The sequence below is a fragment of the Paraburkholderia sp. BL18I3N2 genome (assembly GCF_003001875.1).
GTDB lineage: Bacteria > Pseudomonadota > Gammaproteobacteria > Burkholderiales > Burkholderiaceae > Paraburkholderia > Paraburkholderia phytofirmans.
The window spans coordinates 320,353-340,959 of record NZ_PVNC01000002.1; the positions used below are offsets into that span (position 1 = coordinate 320,353).

At 63.1% G+C, this 20,607-nt stretch carries 17 protein-coding genes; 15 read left to right on the plus strand and 2 right to left on the minus strand.

Annotated elements, in window-relative coordinates:
* The first annotated feature begins 17 nt into the window (after positions 1-17).
* The 14 genes from B0G75_RS07395 (at position 18) to B0G75_RS07460 (ending at position 15,563) form a co-directional block, all read left to right on the plus strand.
* The gene (locus B0G75_RS07395; protein WP_012431444.1) at positions 18-788 is read left to right on the plus strand and encodes a ferredoxin--NADP reductase; all 771 of its coding nucleotides are present in this window, start codon (positions 18-20) and stop codon (positions 786-788) included.
* Positions 789-1,221: 433 nt separating this feature from the next.
* Complete coding sequence (locus tag B0G75_RS07400) at positions 1,222-2,109, plus strand: sensor histidine kinase (protein ID WP_106302639.1); 888 nt, start codon at positions 1,222-1,224, stop codon at positions 2,107-2,109.
* 10 nt (positions 2,110-2,119) lie between these two features.
* Entirely contained in the window at positions 2,120-2,776 is a 657-nt protein-coding gene (gene rqpR / locus B0G75_RS07405) for a response regulator transcription factor RqpR (protein ID WP_012431442.1), read from the plus strand.
* Between the two features lie 294 nt (positions 2,777-3,070).
* The gene (locus B0G75_RS07410; RefSeq protein WP_106302642.1) at positions 3,071-4,462 is read left to right on the plus strand and encodes an amino acid permease; all 1,392 of its coding nucleotides are present in this window, start codon (positions 3,071-3,073) and stop codon (positions 4,460-4,462) included.
* Positions 4,463-4,756: 294 nt separating this feature from the next.
* Positions 4,757-5,125 carry a tlde1 domain-containing protein gene (locus B0G75_RS07415; RefSeq protein WP_106302645.1) on the plus strand — a complete coding sequence of 123 codons (369 nt, stop codon included), beginning with the start codon at positions 4,757-4,759 and terminating at the stop codon, positions 5,123-5,125.
* A 101-nt stretch (positions 5,126-5,226) separates the two neighbouring features.
* A complete protein-coding gene (locus B0G75_RS07420) occupies positions 5,227-5,466 on the plus strand; it encodes a hypothetical protein (RefSeq protein ID WP_258194243.1) in 240 nt (79 codons plus the stop codon).
* Between the two features lie 376 nt (positions 5,467-5,842).
* On the plus strand, positions 5,843-6,361 hold the full coding sequence (locus B0G75_RS07425) for a (2Fe-2S)-binding protein (protein ID WP_106302651.1): 519 nt from the start codon (positions 5,843-5,845) through the stop codon (positions 6,359-6,361).
* Between the two features lie 10 nt (positions 6,362-6,371).
* On the plus strand, positions 6,372-8,753 hold the full coding sequence (locus B0G75_RS07430; protein ID WP_106302654.1) for a xanthine dehydrogenase family protein molybdopterin-binding subunit: 2,382 nt from the start codon (positions 6,372-6,374) through the stop codon (positions 8,751-8,753).
* Between the two features lie 22 nt (positions 8,754-8,775).
* Positions 8,776-9,573 carry a xanthine dehydrogenase family protein subunit M gene (locus B0G75_RS07435; protein WP_106302657.1) on the plus strand — a complete coding sequence of 266 codons (798 nt, stop codon included), beginning with the start codon at positions 8,776-8,778 and terminating at the stop codon, positions 9,571-9,573.
* A gap of 127 nt (positions 9,574-9,700) precedes the next feature.
* A complete protein-coding gene (locus tag B0G75_RS07440; protein WP_106302660.1) occupies positions 9,701-10,588 on the plus strand; it encodes a MoxR family ATPase in 888 nt (295 codons plus the stop codon).
* A gap of 5 nt (positions 10,589-10,593) precedes the next feature.
* The gene (locus B0G75_RS07445) at positions 10,594-11,976 is read left to right on the plus strand and encodes a VWA domain-containing protein (protein WP_258194244.1); all 1,383 of its coding nucleotides are present in this window, start codon (positions 10,594-10,596) and stop codon (positions 11,974-11,976) included.
* On the plus strand, positions 11,967-12,563 hold the full coding sequence (locus B0G75_RS07450) for a CoxG family protein (protein WP_106302663.1): 597 nt from the start codon (positions 11,967-11,969) through the stop codon (positions 12,561-12,563). The genes B0G75_RS07445 and B0G75_RS07450 overlap by 10 nt, the downstream gene beginning before the upstream one ends.
* Positions 12,536-13,558, plus strand: coding sequence for an XdhC family protein (locus B0G75_RS07455; RefSeq protein ID WP_106302666.1), 1,023 nt, complete (start codon positions 12,536-12,538; stop codon positions 13,556-13,558). The genes B0G75_RS07450 and B0G75_RS07455 overlap by 28 nt, the downstream gene beginning before the upstream one ends.
* 103 nt (positions 13,559-13,661) lie before the next feature.
* Positions 13,662-15,563 carry a DUF3857 and transglutaminase domain-containing protein gene (locus tag B0G75_RS07460; RefSeq protein ID WP_106302669.1) on the plus strand — a complete coding sequence of 634 codons (1,902 nt, stop codon included), beginning with the start codon at positions 13,662-13,664 and terminating at the stop codon, positions 15,561-15,563.
* Positions 15,564-15,587: 24 nt separating this feature from the next.
* Here the strand turns inward: B0G75_RS07460 and B0G75_RS07465 are convergent, their stop codons facing one another.
* Positions 15,588-16,616, minus strand: coding sequence for a serine/threonine protein kinase (locus B0G75_RS07465; RefSeq protein WP_106302672.1), 1,029 nt, complete (start codon positions 16,614-16,616; stop codon positions 15,588-15,590).
* Between the two features lie 116 nt (positions 16,617-16,732).
* Positions 16,733-16,945: a hypothetical protein gene (locus tag B0G75_RS07470; protein ID WP_012431429.1), complete on the minus strand. Its 213-nt coding sequence runs from the start codon at positions 16,943-16,945 to the stop codon at positions 16,733-16,735.
* 427 nt (positions 16,946-17,372) lie between these two features.
* Between B0G75_RS07470 and B0G75_RS07475 the strand changes: the two genes are divergently transcribed.
* Positions 17,373-20,555, plus strand: a complete 3,183-nt coding sequence (locus tag B0G75_RS07475) for an efflux RND transporter permease subunit (protein WP_106302675.1) — start codon at positions 17,373-17,375, stop codon at positions 20,553-20,555.
* Positions 20,556-20,607: the final 52 nt, after the last annotated feature.

The window sequence follows — 20,607 nt, forward strand, 5'->3', positions numbered from 1 at the left end:
GCACTATCCAAGAAGCCATGAGCAACCTGAATTCACAAACCGTCCTGAGCGTCCATCACTGGACCGATACGCTTTTCAGCTTCACCTGCACGCGCGACCCGGGGTTCCGTTTCGAAAACGGCCAGTTCACGATGGTGGGCCTCGAAGTCGACGGCAAGCCGCTGATCCGCGCCTATAGCCTCGCGAGTGCGAACTACGAAGAGCACCTCGAATTCTTGAGCATCAAGGTGCAGGACGGCCCGCTCACGTCCCGTTTGCAGCATCTGAAGGTCGGCGACGAAGTCCTGATCGGCAAGAAGCCGGTCGGCACGCTGATGGCCGACAACCTGCTGCCGGGCAAGACGCTGTGGCTCTTGTCCACCGGCACCGGGCTCGCGCCGTTCATGTCGATCATCAAGGATCCGGACATTTACGAGCGTTACGAGCGCGTCGTGCTCACGCACACCTGCCGTTTCGTCGACGAACTGGCGTACAAGGAATACATCACGGATCACTTGCCGGCGCACGAGCATCTGGGCGAGCTGGTTCAGGAAAAGCTGCTGTACTACCCGACCGTCACGCGCGAACCGTTCCAGAACCGCGGCCGTATCACCGAACTGATCGAAACCGAAAAGCTGTTCGCCGACCTCGGCGTGCCGGGCTTCTCGCTTGAAAATGACCGCGTCATGCTCTGCGGCAGCCCGCACATGCTGCGCGACACGCGCAAGCTGCTCGACGACGCGGGCTTCCAGGAAGGTAGCAACAACTCGCCGGGTCACTACGTGGTCGAAAAGGCCTTCGTCGGCTGAGTCACGTTCCGATCTTCGCGGCGCGCCGCCGCCAAATCAGCAAAAGGAGCCTTCGGGCTCCTTTTTTTTGCCCAGTTACAATTTGGCGTCGCCAGACTGACATTCGGTGTCGGTATTCTTCCTACAAGTCGGGCGTTGCAATTCATCAACCATTGCGTGAAATGTGGGCGCTAACCCTTGGTACGCCTGCATTTTTTCTTTTAATGAGATATCATCGCGGCGCATCATCAGTCGAATTGACCCGCCTGCCGTGGCCTAACCGCCATGTTACTGAATGTAAATTTCGTTACGTCACACTGTAGCGATTCGGCCGTTGCGCCCTAAGTGCGACGGCCTGCACCTGGAGGCTAGAGACCCACATGCGTTCTTTCGTCTTCGCGCCGCTAATGCGCACCCGTTTCGCTGTCCACAGCGCTTCCTGACAGGGAAAGTCATGGATACGTCGACTGTTGTCGCGTTCACCGCCCCTCTTGCTTCGTCACCGGCACGTGACGGATTCGACGCGCGCGCCGCGGCCGAGCCGGTTGCGCTGACTTCGCCGGCCGATCGGGAACTTGCGCGGCTGCGCGCCCGGGTGCGCGAACTCTCGGCCGAGCTGGTTCAGGCGCAGGAAGCCGCTTGCCGGCACGTGGCGCGTGAGTTGCACGATGGCGTCGGCGCCGAACTGACGGCGACACGTTTCGCGCTTGCCGGCGTCGAAACCTGGCTGCCCGCCGACGCGCCGCCGCAGTGCGCCGCCGCGCTCGCCGTGGCGAACCGGTCGCTCGACGCCGTGTGCGAGGCCAGCCGCCAGGCTGTCGCGGAATTGCATGCGCCGTCGCTCGAGTCCGGCATTGTCGGCGCGCTGGCCCATTGGACCGGCGACTTCGCCGCACGCACGCAATTGCGCACGAGCTTTGTGTGCGCCGCCGACGTGCGTCTCACGCGGCTTCCCGCCGACGCCGCGCTGGCCGTGTTCCGCGTCGCGCAGGAAGCGCTGAACAATATCGCCAAGCACGCGCGCGCCGAATCCGCCGACGTGCGGATCGAAACCAGCCGCCGTCACCTCACGCTGATCATCAGCGACGACGGTGTCGGCGTCACGCGTAACGCCGGCAGCCGCCTTAGCCATTTCCGCCATTTCGGCCTGAGCGGTATGCAGGCGCGTTGCGCGGCTTTCGACGGCACGCTGCGCGTGAGCGCCCGGCGCGCCGGTTCGGAGCGCAGCGAGAACAACGAGAACGGCAAGGCGTCGCGCGGCACCCTCGTTCGCGCGCGTTTTGCCTGGGACGCGATGCTGGCGCACGCGCCACGCGCGGCCCGGCACGCGCTGCAATCGTGAGTACGCCATCATGAGTCTGCGCATTCTGCTCGCCGACGACCACGCGGTGGTTCGCCAGGGCGTCCGCCAGTTGCTGCTCGACCGCGGCGTGGCGCGCGAAGTCACCGAAGCGCAAAGCGGCGCCGAAGCGCTCGACGCCGCCGCCCGGCACGCCTACGACGTGGTGCTGCTGGACATTTCGCTGCCCGACATGAACGGCGTCGAAGTGCTCAAACGCATGAAGCGCAAGGCGCCGCGCGCGGCCGTGCTGATGTTCTCCATGTACCGCGAGGACCAGTATGCCGTGCGCGCCCTGAAGGCTGGCGCCGCCGGCTACCTGTCGAAAACCGTCGACGCCGCGCAGATGATCAGCGCGATCAAGCAGGTAGCGGCGGGCCGCAAATACGTGAGCCCGGCGATGGCCGAGGCGCTCGCCGACTACGTTTCCTTCGACGGCGAACAGTTGCCGCACGAAAAGCTCTCCGACCGCGAATATCAGACGCTGTGCATGCTCGCGTCGGGCAAGCGGCTGACGGATATTGCCGTCGCGCTCTCGCTGTCGGTGAAAACGGTCAGCGTGTACCGCACCCGGCTGCTCGAGAAAATGAAGCTGCGCAATAACGCCGAACTGACGTTCTATGTGATGAGCAACCGGCTCATCGATCTGAATCCGGCGATGGCGGGCTGACAGCCGTTCGCCATCGGCGCGACGTTGTGTCGCCGAATAGCTTGCCCTTACCGGAACTCACCGCCAGGAAGCGATTCCCGCCCGGCTGACCGCGCATCGAGCGAAAGCTTTGCGGCCATTGCCCGTCCCGCGGACGAACGCGCCGCGCGGATCATCTTTGCCGGAGATTTTCAGCCCGGCGCATCGGCCCTGAAATGCACGTCCCAGCACGGTGCAAGGGCATGCATCCGTTAAAATCGCGGGTTTTCCCGACATTCGGCGCGCAACACGCGTGCACTACTGGAGACCCCGCCAATGTCCCTGTTCCGCAAAAAGAACGTCGAGCACATGATCGCCGCGAGTGCTCAGAACGCCGGCCTGAAAAAAGCGCTCGGCGCGCTCGACCTGACCTTCCTTGGAGTCGGCGCCATTATCGGCACCGGCATTTTCGTGCTGACCGGCACGGGCGCCGTGCAGGCCGGCCCGGCGCTGATGATCTCGTTCCTGATCGCGGCGATCGCCTGCGGCTTTGCCGCGCTCGCCTACGCCGAATTCGCCTCGACGATCCCAGTGGCCGGGTCGATCTACACCTATTCGTATGCGACGCTCGGCGAACTGGCCGCGTGGATCATCGGCTGGGACTTGATGCTCGAGTATGGGCTGGCCACCTCCGCGGTGTCGGTGGGCTGGTCGGGCTATCTGCAATCGTTGCTGTCCGGCTTCGGCGTGTCCTTGCCGGTCGCGCTGACGGCGGCGCCGGGCGCGTTGCCCGGTCATGACACGCTCTTCAACCTGCCCGCCTTCCTCGTGATGATGGCGATCACCGCGCTGTTGTCGGTCGGCGTGCGCGAGTCGGCGCGGATCAACAACATCATGGTCGCGATCAAGGTCGTGGTGGTGTTGCTGGTGATCGGCGTGGGCGTGTTTCACGTCACACCGGCCAACTGGCATCCGTTCATGCCGAACGGCTGGAACGGCGTGTTCGGCGCAGCGGCGGTGATGTTCTTCGCGTTCATCGGATTCGATTCGGTGTCGTCCGCCGCGGAAGAGGTGAAAGATCCGAAGCGCGATCTGCCGATCGGGATCATTGCGTCGTTGGGCGTTTGCGCAGTGTTGTATGTAGCGGTGGCCGCGGTGGTGACTGGCATCGTGCCGTCGGCGCAATTTGCGAATATTTCGCATCCGGTGTCGTATGCGTTGCAGGTTGCTGGTGAGAAGTGGGTCGCGGGGTTTATCGACCTTGGCGCCGTGCTGGGCATGCTGACGGTGATTCTGGTGATGGCTTACGGGCAGACACGGGTGATTTTCGCGATGTCGCGGGATGGGTTGTTGCCTGAGCGGCTGTCGCGGGTGCATCCGCGGTTTGCTACGCCGTTTTTTACTACGTGGCTCGTTGGGATTTTCTTTGGGTTGATCGGGGCGCTCGTGCCGTTGAATGTGTTGGCTGAGCTGATCAATATCGGCACGCTGGCCGCGTTTTCGATGGTGTCGATCGCGGTGCTCGTTTTGCGGAAAACGCACCCCGATTTGCCGAGGGCGTTTCGGTGTCCTGGGGTGCCGGTTGTGCCGGTTTTGGCGGTGGCCGCCTGTCTGTTTTTGATGGTTAATCTTCAGGCTGTTACGTGGGTCGCGTTTGTGGTTTGGTTGCTGGTTGGGATGGTGATTTATTTTGGCTATTCTCGGCGGCACTCCAAGTTGAGTAAGTGATTTTGTTCACTCCACGCGGGAGACGGTTTTCTTGTTTTCGGGTGGCGGCCTTTTCATAGCTCGTCTAAATGCGTTACACGAGAATGAGAAGGCCAGCAGTCGTAACCGGGTGTGAACGCTGGAGCATCGATTGATGCGGCTAACCGTTTAATCGACGCGTGGCTCATGATTGAATCAAATGGCATATCTTAAATACGCCCACGCATTGCTAACCGCCAAATTCTGGATTAATTGCATTTTTGAGACGCCAGAGCCAGTAGTATCGCGACTTTCACTTGAAAATGAGGCTGGCAAATGGCGTGGAAGTACAGCCAGGCGACTGGCGTTATATCTCATGATGGAAACTCGTTAACGCCCGCCGCATACTCTGGGGTCGGGCCGGGAAAAAATAATCCCTCTGCGCAAATGCAGGAAGGTATCGGCCCGATTCCTCGCGGCGCATGGACAATAGGCCCGCCGTTCACGCACCCGCATGCCGGACCTTACACACTGCGGCTGTCCCCACAAACGGGTACGGTCACGTTCGGCCGCTCGGGTTTTCTGATTCACGGCGATAGTAGCGTCCATCCGGGACAGGCTTCAAATGGCTGCATCATTGCCGGCATGAACAACCGTCAACACATATGGGCGAGCGGCGATCACACGCTGATCGTAACGCAATGAAGATACTTCCGTTCGTTGCCGCCCTCGCACTGGCGGCCCCCGCCCTCTGCTTCGCGGGCTCGCCCCTCGGATGCAAGAGCTGGCCCACTAATGTCGCAATCGTGTATCTGAAAAACGCGGGGATAACCGATCCGGCCAGGCTGGACGAATCGAAAACCCATGCGGTTCGCGTTGCCTCGGAGAAGATCGGCAAAGGTCTTTGGCGTGATGTCTATGACATTACGTTTCACGAGCACGGCGGACGGTCGATCGAAGTCATCACATCTAGCCGGGCCGGCTCGGTGGAGTGCTCGATGTCCGATCCGGTTGTGTGGGTTGTCTCGGAAAAACTGCCGGGATAGGCAAGTCCGGTTTCCGGTTTGCACGGTGGCGCTCTACCAACTTAGGCTTCGTTCGTCGAGCTAGTTTGCAGGCAAGGCGACAGTGGGGTTTGCGGTTTTTGGGTGGACGTCGGCGGGCACCAGTGGGATCTATTAGCATTGCCTCGCACAGGGGCAACGCTAATACGCCTCAAAGAATTCAAGGAAAGGCCAACACCCTAGAATCACAACCAAAAAGCGCCCCGCGCAAAAAACCCCTCATAGCGCCCCAGCCCAATTTGTGCTTTACTTTTCGGCAGCCTTATAAAAAACCGAAGCACCCCAATCGGACCCCGCGAAACAGGCAACAAAAGAAAAAGCAAAAGGTCCGGTCTCACCCCATCAAGGAGACAACTTCATGGCGATCAGCATCAGTCTGACGGTGAACGGCGCGCCCATCAGCGCGTCAATCGACCCTGGCACCCTGCTAGTCCAGTTCCTTCGCGACCAACTCCGCCTGACAGGCACGCACATCGGCTGCGACACGGCCCAATGCGGCGCATGCACAGTCCACCTGAACGGACGCGCGATCAAATCCTGCAACATGCTCGCGGTGCAAGCGGAAGGCGCGGAAATCACCACCATCGAAGGGCTCGCCAAAGACGGCGCACTCCACCCCATGCAGACGGCCTTCAAACACTGCCACGGCCTGCAGTGCGGCTTCTGCACGCCCGGCATGGTGATGAGCGCGGTCTCACTGGTCCAACGCCAACCGGATCTCACCGGCGACGACGTGCGCGCCCAACTCGACGGCAATCTGTGCCGCTGTACGGGTTATCACAACATCGTGAAAGCCGTGCTCGAAGGCGCCGAGGGCATGAAGTCCGCCGACGCGGCAAATGCCAACGCGCAAGCCACCGCACCGGCCAACGCCTGAGGAGCCGACGATGAACGCACCCGACACTCACCTGATTGGCGCTTCCGTCGAACGTAAGGAAGACTATCGTTTCCTCACCGGCAACGGCCAGTACACGGACGACATCGTCCTGCCCCAGCAGACTTACGCGATATTCCTGCGCTCGCCCCACGCGCACGCGAAGATCAACAGCATCGACACCGCCGCGGCCAAACAGTCGCCCGGCGTGGTCGCGATCTTCACTGGAGCGGACATGGCGGCGGACAACGTCGGCGGCCTGCCGTGCGGGTGGCTGATCCATAGCACCGACGGCAAGCCGATGAACGAGCCGCCGCATCCGATCATCGCGCACACGAAAGTGCGTCACGTCGGCGATCAGGTCGCGCTCGTGATCGCCGATTCGATCAAGGCCGCGAAAGACGCTGCCGAACTGATCGAAGTCGATTACGACGTGCTGCCGGCCGTGGTGGACACCGCGCATGCGGCCGACGCCGGTCAACCGGCCGTGCACGACGAAGTGCCGGACAACATCTGCTACAACTGGGGCCACGGCGACAAAGCCGCCACCGACGCCGCCTTCGCCAAAGCCGCGCACGTCACCACGCTCGACATCGTCAATAACCGTCTGGTCCCGAACGCGATCGAACCGCGCGCGGTCAACGCGAGCTATTCGGTGCAGGACGACAGCTACACGCTCTACGTCGCGAATCAGAATCCGCACGTGGAGCGCCTGCTGATGGCCGCGTTCGTGCTGTCGCTGCCGGAATCGAAACTGCGGGTGATCGCGCCGGACGTCGGCGGCGGCTTCGGCTCGAAAATTTTCCTGTACGCGGAAGACGTCGCGCTGACCTGGGCGTCGAAGAAAATCCGCCGTCCGGTGAAATGGACAGCCGAGCGCTCAGAAGCGTTCGTCTCGGACGCGCACGGCCGCGATCACGTGACCAAGGCCGAACTGGCCATGGACGCGGACGGCAAGTTCCTCGGCATGCGTATCCACACGACCGCCAACATGGGCGCGTATCTGTCCACGTTCGCGTCGAGCGTGCCGACCATTCTGTACGCCACGCTGCTCGCCGGTCAGTACGCCACGCCCGCGATCTACGCGGAAGTAAAAGCGGTCTTCACCAACACCGTTCCCGTCGATGCCTATCGCGGCGCGGGCCGCCCCGAAGCGACATACGTCGTTGAGCGTTTGGTGGAAACGGCCGCGCGTGAGATGAAACTCGATCCGGCGGAGATTCGCCGCCGCAACTTCATCCGCGAGTTTCCATATGCGACGCCGGTCGGCCTCACTTACGATACCGGCGACTACGAAACCATCCTCGCCCGTTCGCTCGAACTCGCGGATGTCAAAGGCTTCGCAGCGCGCAAACAGGAATCCGAAAAGAACGGCAAACTGCGCGGCCTCGGCTACTCGTGCTACATCGAGGCATGCGGTCTCGCACCGTCGAATATAGCGGGCGCGTTGGGCGCGCGGGCCGGCCTGTTCGAAGTCGGTCAGATTCGCGTGCATCCCACCGGGTCGGTCACCGTGTTCACGGGCTCGCATAGTCACGGCCAGGGACACGAGACGACCTTCGCGCAAGTGGTGGCTGACCGGCTGGGCATCGCGCTGGAAAGCGTCGAGATCGTCCACGGCGACACCGGCCGCATTCCGTTCGGCATGGGCACGTACGGCTCGCGTTCGATCGCGGTCGGCGGCTCGGCGATCATGAAGGCGCTCGACAAGATCGAAACCAAGGCGAAGAAGATCGCCGCACATCTGCTCGAAGCCGCGGCGGAAGACATCGAGTTCAAGGACGGCGTATTCCGCGTGGCAGGCACGGATCGCACCAAGGCGTTCGCCGACATCTCGCTCGCCGCCTACGTGCCGCACAACTATCCGCTCGACGTGCTCGAACCGGGCCTCGAAGAAAGCGCGTTTTACGATCCGACCAACTTCACTTATCCGTCCGGCGCGTACATCTGCGAGATCGAAGTCGATCCGGAAACGGGTGTGTGCCGGATCCAGCAGTTCACCGCGGTCGACGATTTCGGCAACGTGATCAATCCGATGATCGTCGAAGGACAGGTGCATGGCGGGCTCGCTCAGGGCATCGGCCAGGCGATGCTGGAGCGCTGCGTGTACGACAACGAGAGCGGCCAATTGCTGTCGGGCTCGTACATGGATTATGCGATGCCGCATGCGTCCGATCTGCCGAACTTCACCGTCGAAACCGTCAAGGGCACGCCGTGCACGCACAATCCGCTCGGCGTGAAAGGCTGCGGCGAAGCGGGCGCGATCGGCTCGCCGCCGGCGGTGATCAACGCGATCCTCGACGCGCTCGCGCCGCTCGGCGTGACCGACCTGCAAATGCCGGCGACGCCGCATCGCGTGTGGTCCGCGATTCACGCGGCCAAGCAACCCCATTGAGATCCTGAGCGGAGCATTCGACATGTATTCATTCGAGTATCAACGCGCGACGGATCCCAAAGCGGCCGCCGCCAGCCTCACCGCCGACAGTGACGCGAAGTTTCTGGCCGGCGGTCAAAGCCTGCTGCCCACCATGCGGCTGCGTCTCGCGCAGCCGTCGCAACTGATCGACGTGACGCGCATCCCCGCGCTGAAGTCGATCACCGTCGACACAAAAACGGTGACGATCGGCGCCGCCGTCTGTCACGCCGATGTGGCGGATCACGCGGAACTTCGGCGTGTCTTGCCGGGCCTCGCGGATCTCGCCGCGCACATCGGCGATCGCCAGGTGCGCGCGCTCGGCACCCTTGGCGGCTCGCTCGCCAACAACGACCCGGCCGCGTGTTATCCGGCGGCAGCCGTGGGGTTGGACGCGACCATCGTCACGGATCGGCGGCGCATCGCATCGAGCGACTTCTTCGTCGGCATGTACGAAACGGCGTTGGCGCCCGACGAGCTGATCGTCGCGGTGGAGTTTCCAGTGCCCGAGCGCGCGGCGTACGAGAAATTCCGCAACCCTGCTTCGCACTTTGCGCTGGTCGGCGTGTTCGTCGCGAAGTTTGCGAGCGGTGTGCGCGTGGCGGTGACGGGCGCGGCGTCGTCGGTGTTTCGTGTGCCGGAACTGGAGAGCGCGCTTTCGGCCAACTTCACGCCGGAAGCCGCCCGCGGTGTGACCGTGTCGGCTGCCGATCTGAACACCGACATGCACGCGAGCGCCGACTATCGCGCGCATCTGATTCCGGTGCTGGCCGCGCGCGCGGTGACGAAGGCGAACGGTTAGCGTTTCCTCGCTGTTCGCGGCTGATGTGATCTGCGCTCTCGCAGGTCACATCAGCCGCATTTGCTCCCGTGCGTGACTGCGGCTTGGCTTCGTTGGCATCGCTTCATTGCGCAGATTCAGGAACACCATGCAGCCCGCTTCAATCGACGACACTCTCGCTCAACTCGCCGCCCAAAGCTATTTCGCCAGCCGCGAACTGGCGACCGCGCTGTATCTCGCGCTGCGCATGGAGCGGCCGTTGTTCGTCGAAGGCGAGCCGGGCGTCGGCAAGACGGAGCTCGCCAAGGCTGCGGCGGGCATGCTCGGCACCTCGATGTTGCGCCTGCAATGTTATGAAGGTCTCGATACGGCAAGCGCGCTCTACGAGTGGGACTATCCGCGGCAGATCATGGCGCTGCGTCTCGCCGAAGCCGCCGGCGAACGTCCCGATAACGACACCTTGTATCGCGGCGAATTCCTGCTGAAGCGACCGTTGCTGCAAGCGTTGATGCCGGATGAAAATCATCCCGGTGCACGGCGCGTGTTGCTGATCGACGAGATCGACCGTGCCGATGAACCGTTCGAAGCCTTTCTGCTGGAATTGCTTTCGGACTTCCAGGTATCGATTCCCGAATACGGCACGGTTCGCGCGGAGCAGCCGCCGCTCGTCGTGATGACCTCGAACCGGACGCGCGAAGTACACGACGCGCTGAAGCGCCGTTGCCTGTATCAATGGATCGGTTACCCCGAGCGCGATCGCGAACTGGAGATCGTTGCCGCTCGCGCGCCGCAAACGTCGGCGGAATTGCAGCGGCGGGCGGTAGATTTCGTGCATCGGCTGCGCGGCATGGATCTGTTCAAGGCACCTGGTATCGCCGAAACGATCGACTGGTGCCGCGCGTTGGAAGCGTTATCGGTGACGGAACTCGATCCGCAATCCGTGCACAACACGCTCGGCGTGCTGCTCAAGTATCAGGACGATCTGGCCCGCGTCGATGCCGGGCAAATCGCGCAGTGTCTTGCGGCGCCTCGATAGCCAGCATGACGAACTCCATCGACGCGGGCAACGACGACGCCTCGGGCCATAGCCCGCGGCTCGACGCCGGCCGTCGCGACGCTTCTGGCGATCGCTCACGCATCGGCCAGCCCGGCAAACGGGTTGTGGCGGCGGCCTCGTCTGGCGAGACCGCCGCCTCGCCACTCGGCGACACGCCCACGCTCGCCCGCAACGTCGTCCACTTCGTGCGCGTGCTGCGCGGCGCCGGTTTGCCGATGTCGCCCGCGCAAGCCGTCGATGCGCTCGCCGCGCTGCACTGGATCGACCTCGGCCGCCGCGACGACGTGCGCGCCGCCCTCGCCGCGTCGCTAGTCTCCGCGCCCGACGAGCGCGATCTGTTCAACGCGGCATTCGACCTGTTCTGGCGCGATCCCGATTGGGAAGGCAAGCTGCGCGCGCTGCTTCTGCCGAAAGTCCGCGACGGCCTGCCGCCACCCAAACGCAACAACCGTCTCGCCGACGCGCTCGCCGTGCGCGCGCCGAACTCACCGCATAGCAAAGCGCAGCAGGAAACCGAGCAACACGAACTGCACGCGCACGTCACCTTCAGCGCGGAAGAGCGCTTACGTCATCGCGATTTCGACACCCTTTCCGCCGATGAATGGCGCACCTTGCGTCATCTGATTCGCGGCCAGCGTCTGCCGCTCGCCACCGAGCCGACGCGTCGTCTGAAAGCCGCGTCGCATGGCACGCATGCGGACTTGCGCGCGAGCGCCCGGCACGCGGTGCGCGCGGGCGGCGACTGGACCGTGTGGAAGTATCGCGCGGTGGTCGAGCGCAAACCGCCGCTCGTGCTGATGCTCGACATCTCCGGTTCGATGAGCAGTTATTCGCGCGCGGTGCTCTATTTCTGCCACGCGCTGCTGCAGTCGCGCGAACGCTTGCAGGTGTTTCTGTTCGGCACGCGGCTCACCAACGCGACGCGCGCGCTGCGCGAGCGCGATCCCGACGTGGCGATCGCGACCCTCACCGAGCAGGTGGTCGACTGGTCGGGCGGCACGCGGATCGGCGCGGCGCTCGCCGAATTCAACCGCCGCTGGGCGCGGCGCGTGCTGACCGGACGGGCCACGGTGCTGCTCGTCACCGACGGCCTCGATCACGAAGCGATCAACGTACTCGACGCCGAGATGGCCCGCCTGCGCCGCTTCGCACACCGCATCATATGGCTCAATCCGCTGCTGCGTTTCAGCGGCTTTTCCCCGAAAGCGCGCGGCGTGCAGGCGATCCTGCCCTATGTCGACGCGCATCGTCCGGTTCATAATCTAGACAGCCTGACAGCGTTCGGCCGCGACCTCGCGCAACTCACGCGCGCGCCACGTCGCAGTGCCGGCGTCATGGGCACCGCAGGAGCGACATCATGGAATTGACCGAAACCCATACGCTGCCCGTTTCGCAGCAGCGCACATGGGACGCGCTGAACGATACCGAGGTCCTGCGCGCCTGCATTCCGGGTTGCGAAAGCATCGACCCCGACGGCGAAAACGCCTATGTGGTGGCGCTGAGCGCCGCAGTCGGGCCGGTCAAGGCGCGCTTTAAGGGGCGCATGCAACTGACCGACATCGAGGCGCCAAACTCGTACAGCATCGTATTCGAAGGCCAGGGCGGCGCCGCGGGCTTTGCCAAGGGCAACGCGCACGTCTCGCTCGAAGCCGACGGTGAGGCCGCTACCAAGCTCAGTTACACGGCGAGTGCGCAGGTCGGCGGCAAGCTCGCGCAGATAGGCTCGCGGCTCGTCGACGGCGCCGCGCGTAAAATTGCAGGTGAATTCTTCAAACGCTTCGGCGCCCACGTCAGCGGCGGCAGTGAGGGCGCTGCGACCCCGGACGCCGGGGAAAATGCAGCAGATGAAGCGGTGCCGCACAATACAGCATCGAATGAGGCCACGGACGGCGAGTCCGGCGGCGACGCAACGAAAAGGAAGAAATCATGGACAGCGTGGATCTCGAAGTCCTGAAGTCCAGCGCTCGCTGGCTGGAAGAAGCACATCGCGCGCTACTGGTGACGGTGGTGAAGACGTGGGGCTCGTCGCCGCGTCCCGAGGGCGCGATGCTCGCGGTGCGCGACGATGGACTCGTGGTGGGCTCGGTATCGGGCGGTTGCATCGAAGACGACCTGATCGACCGCGTGCGGCAGCGCGGTATCGAGCAGACGCGGCCGGAAGCGGTCAAGTACGGCATCACGGCGGAAGAAGCGCATCGCTTCGGCCTGCCGTGCGGCGGCACGATCCAGTTGGTGCTCGAACCGCTGACACCGGAAAGCGGCATCGCCGAACTCTGCAACGCGGTGGAGAACGGGCGGCTCGTGGCCCGCGAAGTGGATATGACGACGGGCGCCTCGCGGATCGAAAACGCGCAGGCAACCGACGGCGTGCATTTCGACGGCGAGCGTCTGTTGACTATTCACGGTCCGCGTTACCGCATGCTCGTGATCGGCGCGGGACAGTTGTCGCGCTATCTGTGCAATATCGCGGTGGGGCTCGATTACCAGGTCACCGTCTGCGATCCGCGTGAGGAGTACACCGAGGAGTGGAACATCCCCGGCACGAAGATCGTGCGCACCATGCCCGACGACACCGTGATCGAGATGAAGCTCGACGAACGCTGCGCCGTCATCGCGCTGACGCACGACCCGAAGCTCGACGATCTCGCGCTGATGGAAGCGCTGAAAACGCCGGCGTTTTACGTCGGCGCGCTGGGTTCGCGAAGGAATAATCAGGCGCGGCGCGAGCGTCTCAAAGAGTTCGATCTGAACGATACGGAGCTGGCCCGCTTGCACGGACCGGTCGGGATTTATATCGGCAGCCGCACGCCGCCCGAAATCGCGGTGTCGATTCTCGCCGAGGTGACGGCGGCCAAGAACGGCGTTTCGCTGCCGACCTTGCTTCAGGTCGAAGGCGCGAAGGCGGCGCGCGAAATCGCGGCTTCCGGCGGGGCGGCTTGTAGCGTTTGAATTTTGTTCAATCGCTACGCGCGGCATCCGCTTGACATCTACGCGGCGCAAACCGACCCTAACCGGCGATCCCGTCAACGTTACGTTCGGATACCAGCCTGCCATGCGCCTCTCCTTCCTGGTCTGTCTTGCATCTCTCGGCTGGCTTGCCGGCATCCACGGCGCGGGCGCGGGCGTTCCGGCCAAACTGGACGATCCGTACACCAACGAAGGCGAGATGCAAACCTTCACCGTCAACGCCGACGGCTCCTTCACCAAGCTCGTTTCGATGACGCTGCACGTGAATAACGAGGCCGGCGTCACGCGGGTCGCGCAGCAATACGTCTGGTTCAACCGCAACATGGCGGATGTGCAGATCCTCGAGGCCTACACGATCACTGCCGACGGCGTGCGTCACGACGTGCAGCCCGAACAGATCCGCAATGTTCAGGAAGCACGCTCGTTCGACGCGCCCATGTTCCAGGACATCCAGGAAAAGGTGATCGTGTTCCCCGCCGTCGAACCGGGCGCGCGCGTGCGTCTCACCTATCGCAAGACGCAGAAGCAGCCGATCGTGCCCGGCGAATTCAGCGACTTCACACCACCCGATCTCGCGCCGACGCACAACTTCCGTCTGATCTACGATCTGCCCGCCGACAAGCCGCTTTATGCCGACGCGCGTGGTTTCATCGTCGTGCAACCCGTGACGCGCGACGGCCGCACGCGCTACGAATATCACTACGACAAGGCGCACTTCAGCCGGCTGGAGCGCGGCTCGGTTGCATACGTTTCGTATGGCGACCGGCTGATGGTCTCGACCTTCCCCGACTACGCCGCGTTCGCCGCGACCTACCGCGAATCGGCCGTGGACCCGAGCGCGCACGACGCCGCCGTCACGCGTCTCGCGCAACAACTCACCGCGCAGGACCGCACGCCGCGCGACAAGGCCAAGACGCTGTACGACTGGGTGCGCCGCAACGTGCGCTACGTGGCGATCAACGTCGGACGCGGCGCGGTCGTGCCGCACAGCGCGAGCGCGGTGCTCGCGAACCGCTACGGCGATTGCAAGGATCACGTGGCGCTGTATGGCGCGCTGCTCGACGCGGCCGGGGTGCGCAACGAGCCGGCCTTGATCAGCAGCGGCACGATCTACACGCTGCCGAGCGTGCCGGGCTACGGCGTCATCAATCACATCATTACGTGGCTGCCGGATTTGCAGCAATACGTTGACTCGACCGCCGCGAATACCGAGTTCGGTTTTCTGCCGTCGTCCGATATGAACCGGCCCACCGTGCTCGTCGGCGAGGGCGTGCTCTCGCGCACGCCGGCAACCGCGTTCATGACACGCAGCACCGATCTGTCGATCAAGGTCGAACCGGATGGCTCGGCGAGCTTCACGTACCGGTTGGAAGCGGCGGGCGCTTCGGCTGAACAGGCGCGCGCGATGTTGCGCACGCAGACGCCCGCGCAACGCGAGGAGTCGATTCAGGCGGAACTGCGCAGCGCAAACCTGCGTGGCACCGCGACGCTCACCACCAATGACCTCGGTGTCGCCGACGGCCCGCTCGTCATTACGATGAAAGGCACGCTGGAAAGTCTCGTGGTGCCGGGCGCGGCGGCGTCGATTCCAGCATTGACGAGTCTGGCCGGCGGCTTCGCAGCGGATACGCGTTACTGGCTCGGCGAGCGTCAGCGCACGCAGCCGTTCGTCTGTCACAACCTGGCATTGCACGAACGCGCGCGCATCGAATTGCCCGCCAATTTTCGCGTGCTCGACATGCCGGAGGCGAAACGGACCCAGGATCGCTTCGTCGATTTCCAGTCGCAGTACACGTTCGATTCGCTCAGCAACGTCGTCACGATGACCCGCGAGGGCGTCACGCATTTCGATAGCGACGTCTGCACGCCCCAAGACTTCGCGCAGATGCGTCCCGCGATCGAAGCGATTGGGCGCGACGTGCGAGCGGAGGTGATCGTCAGATCGACGCTGGTGGAGTCGTCGAGTGTTGCTGCGCAGGCGCCGTGAGCGCCTGCGTCAGAACGCACGCGCTCAAACGGGCCAGAGCGGCCCTTCCTGCATCGCGCCGAGTTGCTCGCGCAACTCGAGAATGCGCTCTTCCCAGTAACGCTGCGTGTTGAACCACGGAAACGCCGCGGGGAAAGCCGGATCGTCCCAGCGACGCGCGAGCCACGCCTGATAATGAATCAGCCGCAGCGTGCGCAACGCTTCGACCAGATAAAGTTCGCGCGGCTCGAAGTCGCAGAAGTCCTCATAACCGGCAAGCAGATCCGCCAGCGCACGCGACGCTTCGACGCGCTCGCCCGGCAGCAACAGCCACAAATCCTGCACCGCCGGTCCCATGCGGCTGTCGTCGAAATCGACGAAGTGCGGCCCCGCGTCGGTCCACAACACATTGCTCGGATGGCAGTCGCCATGCATGCGCAACATGTGGATGTCACCGGCCCGTTCGAACGCGCGCTCCACGCCTTCGAGCGCGAGATTCACCACTGTTTCCCACGCGGTGCGCACATCGTCCGGCACGAAACGGTGTGCGAGCAGAAAGTCGCGCGGTTCGTAGCCGAAGGTGTGGATGTCGAGCATGGGACGTTCGGCGTAATTCTGCGTCTGGCCGACCGCATGGATTCGGCCGATGAATCGCCCGAGCCATTCGAGCGTGTCGCGCCGGTCGAGATCCGGCGCGCGGCCGCCGCGCCGCTCGAAGATGGAAAAACGGAAGCCGTCGAAGGTATGCAGCGTGCGGCCATCGAGGGCACGCGCGGCCACCACCGGAATCTCGCGCGCGGCGAGATCGGCAACGAAAGCATGTTCTTCGAGGATGGCAGCGTCGCTCCAGCGCTCGGGACGGTAGAACTTCGCGACCACGGGCGGCCCGTCTTCCACGCCCACCTGGTACACGCGATTCTCGTAGCTATTGAGCGGGAGCATACGGCCGTCGGTGCGCACACCGACTGTGCTGAGCGCGCTGTCGAGCGCGTCGAGCACGATTTCCGGCTTGAGCCGGGCGAAAGGCACAGCGCTGTTCGCGCTGTCCTGTGGATCGAGGATGTCGTCGTTCATGCCCGCATTGTGCGCCGCGCCGCCGTCAAAGACGAGGGCGACGGCTCACAAGCGGAACGAACTGCGGGAACGACCCGCTGCTTACAACTTGCACACGGCTTGCACTCAAACTGCCTTCAATGGATCTGCGCGCTCGACGGTCGGACTTGCTCGCCCGTATCGATCAGGTCTTCAAGGAAAAAGGGTTCAGTATTCAGGTGCTGCGAAACGCCGGGCTCGCCGGCATACCACGCCACCATGGCCATGTCGCCGAGAATGCGCATGACGATCCCGCGCGCGCCTTGTGGCACCGCGATATGCACCGATCGGACAATCGAACCGATTTGCATGATGTTTCCCCGTTTCTCCCATAGCCGGCTTTATGATTTCGCGCCGGTCAATGTGATGATAAAAGCGTCGCTCCGCCGATAACGTTGCATACGCACCCAATCTGCTGCGCGTGATACGCGTGAAAGGTTCGAATTATTGTTCCCGTTTTGCGGGGCCGAGGAAAACGCGAACTCAAGGCTCTTTACCCCTTGTTTCGCCCTATTCCCATTACAGCGCGCTGGACCGATGATTCGGAGCGTAACGCGTCGCAACGAGACCATCATAAACCCTGCCGGGGTGAGATATCAAAAACGTGCACCAACTAGACCATTTGCTCGATCGGACCGCCGCGCCGGCCTGCCCGAACCGCTGGGGTGCGCGTCTTGTTCACCTCATCGGTCACCTGGATGGCGCAGCCTTGCGCGGCCTTGAGCGGCTCGACTAGTCATGTGGATCGTTCGTCTCGCGCTGCGGCGCCCGTATACGTTTGTCGTCCTGGCCCTGCTATTGCTGATCGTCGGACCGTTGACGATCCTGCGCACCCCCACCGACATCTTCCCCAATATCGACATTCCCGTGCTCTCGGTGATCTGGTCGTATAACGGCCTGCCCGCCGACGAGATGGAAAAGCGCATCGTGCTGAACTACGAGCGCGGGCTGTCGGTGGCGGTCAACGATATCGAACACACAGAGTCGACCTCGCTGAACGGCATCGCCGTCATCAAGATCTTTTTCCAGCCGCACGCGAATATCGACGAAGCACTGGCGGAAGTCACGGCATTGTCGCAAACGCAATTGCGCTCGCTGCCGCCCGGCATCACGCCGCCGAACATCCTGCGCTACAACGCCTCGACCGTGCCGATCTTGCGACTCGCGCTGTCGTCCGCGTCGCTCACCGAGCAGGAGCTATACGATTTCGGCAACAACTTCCTGAAGACGCAGCTCGCCACCGTGCCGGGCGCGTCTGCTCCGCTGCCGTACGGCGGCAAGCAGCGCCAGATCATGGTCGATATCGATTCGCGCAAACTGCAGGAGCGCAATCTTTCGCCGATGGATGTGGTCAACGCAGTCACCGCACAAAATCTGATCCTGCCCTCGGGCACCGCGAAAATTGGCTCGACCGAATACTCGGTGGAAATGAACGGTAGTCCGGATTCGCTGGCAGGCCTGAACAATATCCCGATCAAATCCACGGCCAACGGCACCGTTTATATTCGCGACGTCGCTCACGTGCGCGACGGTTTCCAGCCGCAAACCAATATCGTGCGCGTGAACGGCCAGCGCGCGGCGCTGCTGACCATCAACAAGAGCGGCAACACGTCCACGCTCGAAATCGTCGACCGCATCAAGTCCATGATGCCGACGCTGCGCAATCTCGTGCCCGCTTCGCTGAATATCGATCCCGTTGCCGATCAGTCGCTGTTCGTGCGTGCTTCCGTGCAAGGCGTGCTGCGTGAAGCGCTGATCGCCGCCTGCCTCACCGGTCTGATGATTCTGCTGTTTCTCGGCAACTGGCGCGCCACGTTGATCATCGCCGTGTCGATTCCGCTGTCGATGATCACGTCGATCATCGCGCTGTCCCTGCTCGGCGAAACCATCAACATCATGACGCTCGGCGGGCTCGCGCTCGCGGTCGGCATTCTGGTGGACGACGCGACCGTGGCGATCGAAAACATCAGCCATCAACTCGAGCAGGGCAAGACGCTCGAGCAGGCGATTCTCGACGGCGCACATCAGATCGCCATTCCGACTCTGGTGTCGACGTTGTCCATCTGCATCGTCTTCGTGCCGATGTTTCTGCTGACGGGCGTCGCGCACTATCTGTTCATTCCGCTCGCCGAGGCAGTGGTGTTCGCGATGCTGGCGTCCTACTTCTTCTCGCGAACGCTCGTGCCGACGCTCGCGAAATACCTGCTGCGTTATCACCACAAGCCGGCGGATCTGCATCACGCGCCGGCGCAAACGCGCAATCCGTTCATGCGCGTGCACTACGCATTCGAAGGCGGCTTCGCGCGCTTGCGCGAGCGCTATCGCGTGTTTCTCGAAGCGCGCGTCGCGCGGCCGGGCCTGTTCGTGACTCTGTTTCTGGTCTGCTGCGGAGCGTCGATGTTGCTGATGCCGTTTCTCGGCCGCGACTTTTTTCCGGCGGTCGATGCAGGCACCATCGCGCTGCATCTGCGCGCGAAAACCGGCATGCGGGTGGAGGAAACCGCCGTGGTGACCGATCGTGTCGATATGCGAATCCGTCAGTTGATACCGCCGGGCGAGCTGCATTCGATCATCGACAACATCGGCTTGCCGGTCTCGGGCATCAACCTTTCGTACAGCAACACCGGCGTGATCGGCACCTCGGATGCGGACGTGCTGATCACCCTCAATCCCGATCATCATCCGAGCGCGCGCTACGTGCGCACGTTGCGACGCACGCTTACCGACGAATTCCCCGGCGTGCAGTTCGCTTTTCTGCCCGCGGATATCGTGAGTCAAACGCTCAACTTCGGCATGCCGTCGCCGATCGATATTCAGATCGTTGGCCGTGACGTGGCCGGCAATCGCGTATTCGCCGCGAAGTTGCTGAATCGGCTGCGCACGGTGCCCGGTCTCGTCGATGCGCGCATCCAGCAGCCCGCCGACTTGCCGCGCATCTTTATCGACGTGGACCGCACGCGCGCGCAGCAAGCCGGCTTTTCGCAACGCGATATCGCAAGCAATCTGCTGATCACGCTGTCGGGCAGCCAGCAAACCACGCCGACGTTCTGGCTCAATCCGCGCAATGGTGTGAGCTACAACGTGATCACGGAAGCGCCGCAATACACGATCGATTCGCTGCAATCCCTCGCGAACATTCCACTGAACGCGAACGGCCGCAGCAACATTCTTGGCTCGCTCGCCACCATGAGGCGCGAAGCGGGCAACGCGACGCTCACGCACTACAACGCGCAGACCACCATCGATATTTTCGGCACCGCCGACGGCCGCGATCTGGGCGGCGTGTCCGACGACATCCGCAAGATCATCGACGACGCCAAGGCCGATCTGCCCAAAACCTCGACCATCGAAGTGCGCGGCCAGGTGCAGACCATGAACGATTCGTTTTCGGGCCTGTTCGCGGGCCTCGTGTTCGCGATCCTGCTGGTGTATCTGCTGATTGTGGTGAATTTCCAGTCCTGGCTCGATCCGTTCATCATCATCACCGCGCTGCCGGGCGCGCTCGCGGGCATCGTGTGGATGCTGTTTCTCACGCACACCACGCTGTCGATTCCCGCGCTCACGGGCGCCATCATGTGTATCGGCATCGCCACCGCCAACTCGATTCTCGTGATCAGCTTCGCGCGCGAGCAGTTGCTCGAACACGGCGACGCGACGCGCGCGGCGATCGAAGCGGGCTTCACGCGTTTTCGTCCGGTGCTGATGACGGCGCTCGCGATGGTGATCGGCATGGTGCCGATGGCGATCGGTCTCGGCGAGGGCGGTGAGCAGAATGCGCCGCTCGGGCGCGCGGTGATCGGCGGCTTGACGATCGGCACGCTGGCCACGCTGATTTTCGTGCCGGTGGTGTTTTCGATGATCTACCGCCGTCTCGCGGCACGTCGCTTGCGCGCGGCTGAGCACGTGGTGGGGAAGCCGTGATGCAGAGCATCTTCGTCATCGCGAACGCATTGGCGGGCAGTATAAGAGGCAG

Coding starts and splice junctions, on each gene's coding strand:
- B0G75_RS07465 (WP_106302672.1), bottom strand. CDS start 16,616: ATGAACGACGACATCCTCGATCCACAGGACAGCGCGAACAGCGCTGTG.
- B0G75_RS07425 (WP_106302651.1), top strand. CDS start 5,843: ATGGCGATCAGCATCAGTCTGACGGTGAACGGCGCGCCCATCAGCGCG.
- B0G75_RS07470 (WP_012431429.1), bottom strand. CDS start 16,945: ATGCAAATCGGTTCGATTGTCCGATCGGTGCATATCGCGGTGCCACAA.
- B0G75_RS07395 (WP_012431444.1), top strand. CDS start 18: ATGAGCAACCTGAATTCACAAACCGTCCTGAGCGTCCATCACTGGACC.
- B0G75_RS07455 (WP_106302666.1), top strand. CDS start 12,536: ATGGACAGCGTGGATCTCGAAGTCCTGAAGTCCAGCGCTCGCTGGCTG.
- B0G75_RS07435 (WP_106302657.1), top strand. CDS start 8,776: ATGTATTCATTCGAGTATCAACGCGCGACGGATCCCAAAGCGGCCGCC.
- B0G75_RS07400 (WP_106302639.1), top strand. CDS start 1,222: ATGGATACGTCGACTGTTGTCGCGTTCACCGCCCCTCTTGCTTCGTCA.
- B0G75_RS07460 (WP_106302669.1), top strand. CDS start 13,662: ATGCGCCTCTCCTTCCTGGTCTGTCTTGCATCTCTCGGCTGGCTTGCC.
- B0G75_RS07445 (WP_258194244.1), top strand. CDS start 10,594: ATGACGAACTCCATCGACGCGGGCAACGACGACGCCTCGGGCCATAGC.
- B0G75_RS07440 (WP_106302660.1), top strand. CDS start 9,701: ATGCAGCCCGCTTCAATCGACGACACTCTCGCTCAACTCGCCGCCCAA.
- B0G75_RS07410 (WP_106302642.1), top strand. CDS start 3,071: ATGTCCCTGTTCCGCAAAAAGAACGTCGAGCACATGATCGCCGCGAGT.
- B0G75_RS07415 (WP_106302645.1), top strand. CDS start 4,757: ATGGCGTGGAAGTACAGCCAGGCGACTGGCGTTATATCTCATGATGGA.
- B0G75_RS07430 (WP_106302654.1), top strand. CDS start 6,372: ATGAACGCACCCGACACTCACCTGATTGGCGCTTCCGTCGAACGTAAG.
- B0G75_RS07450 (WP_106302663.1), top strand. CDS start 11,967: ATGGAATTGACCGAAACCCATACGCTGCCCGTTTCGCAGCAGCGCACA.
- rqpR (WP_012431442.1), top strand. CDS start 2,120: ATGAGTCTGCGCATTCTGCTCGCCGACGACCACGCGGTGGTTCGCCAG.
- B0G75_RS07475 (WP_106302675.1), top strand. CDS start 17,373: ATGTGGATCGTTCGTCTCGCGCTGCGGCGCCCGTATACGTTTGTCGTC.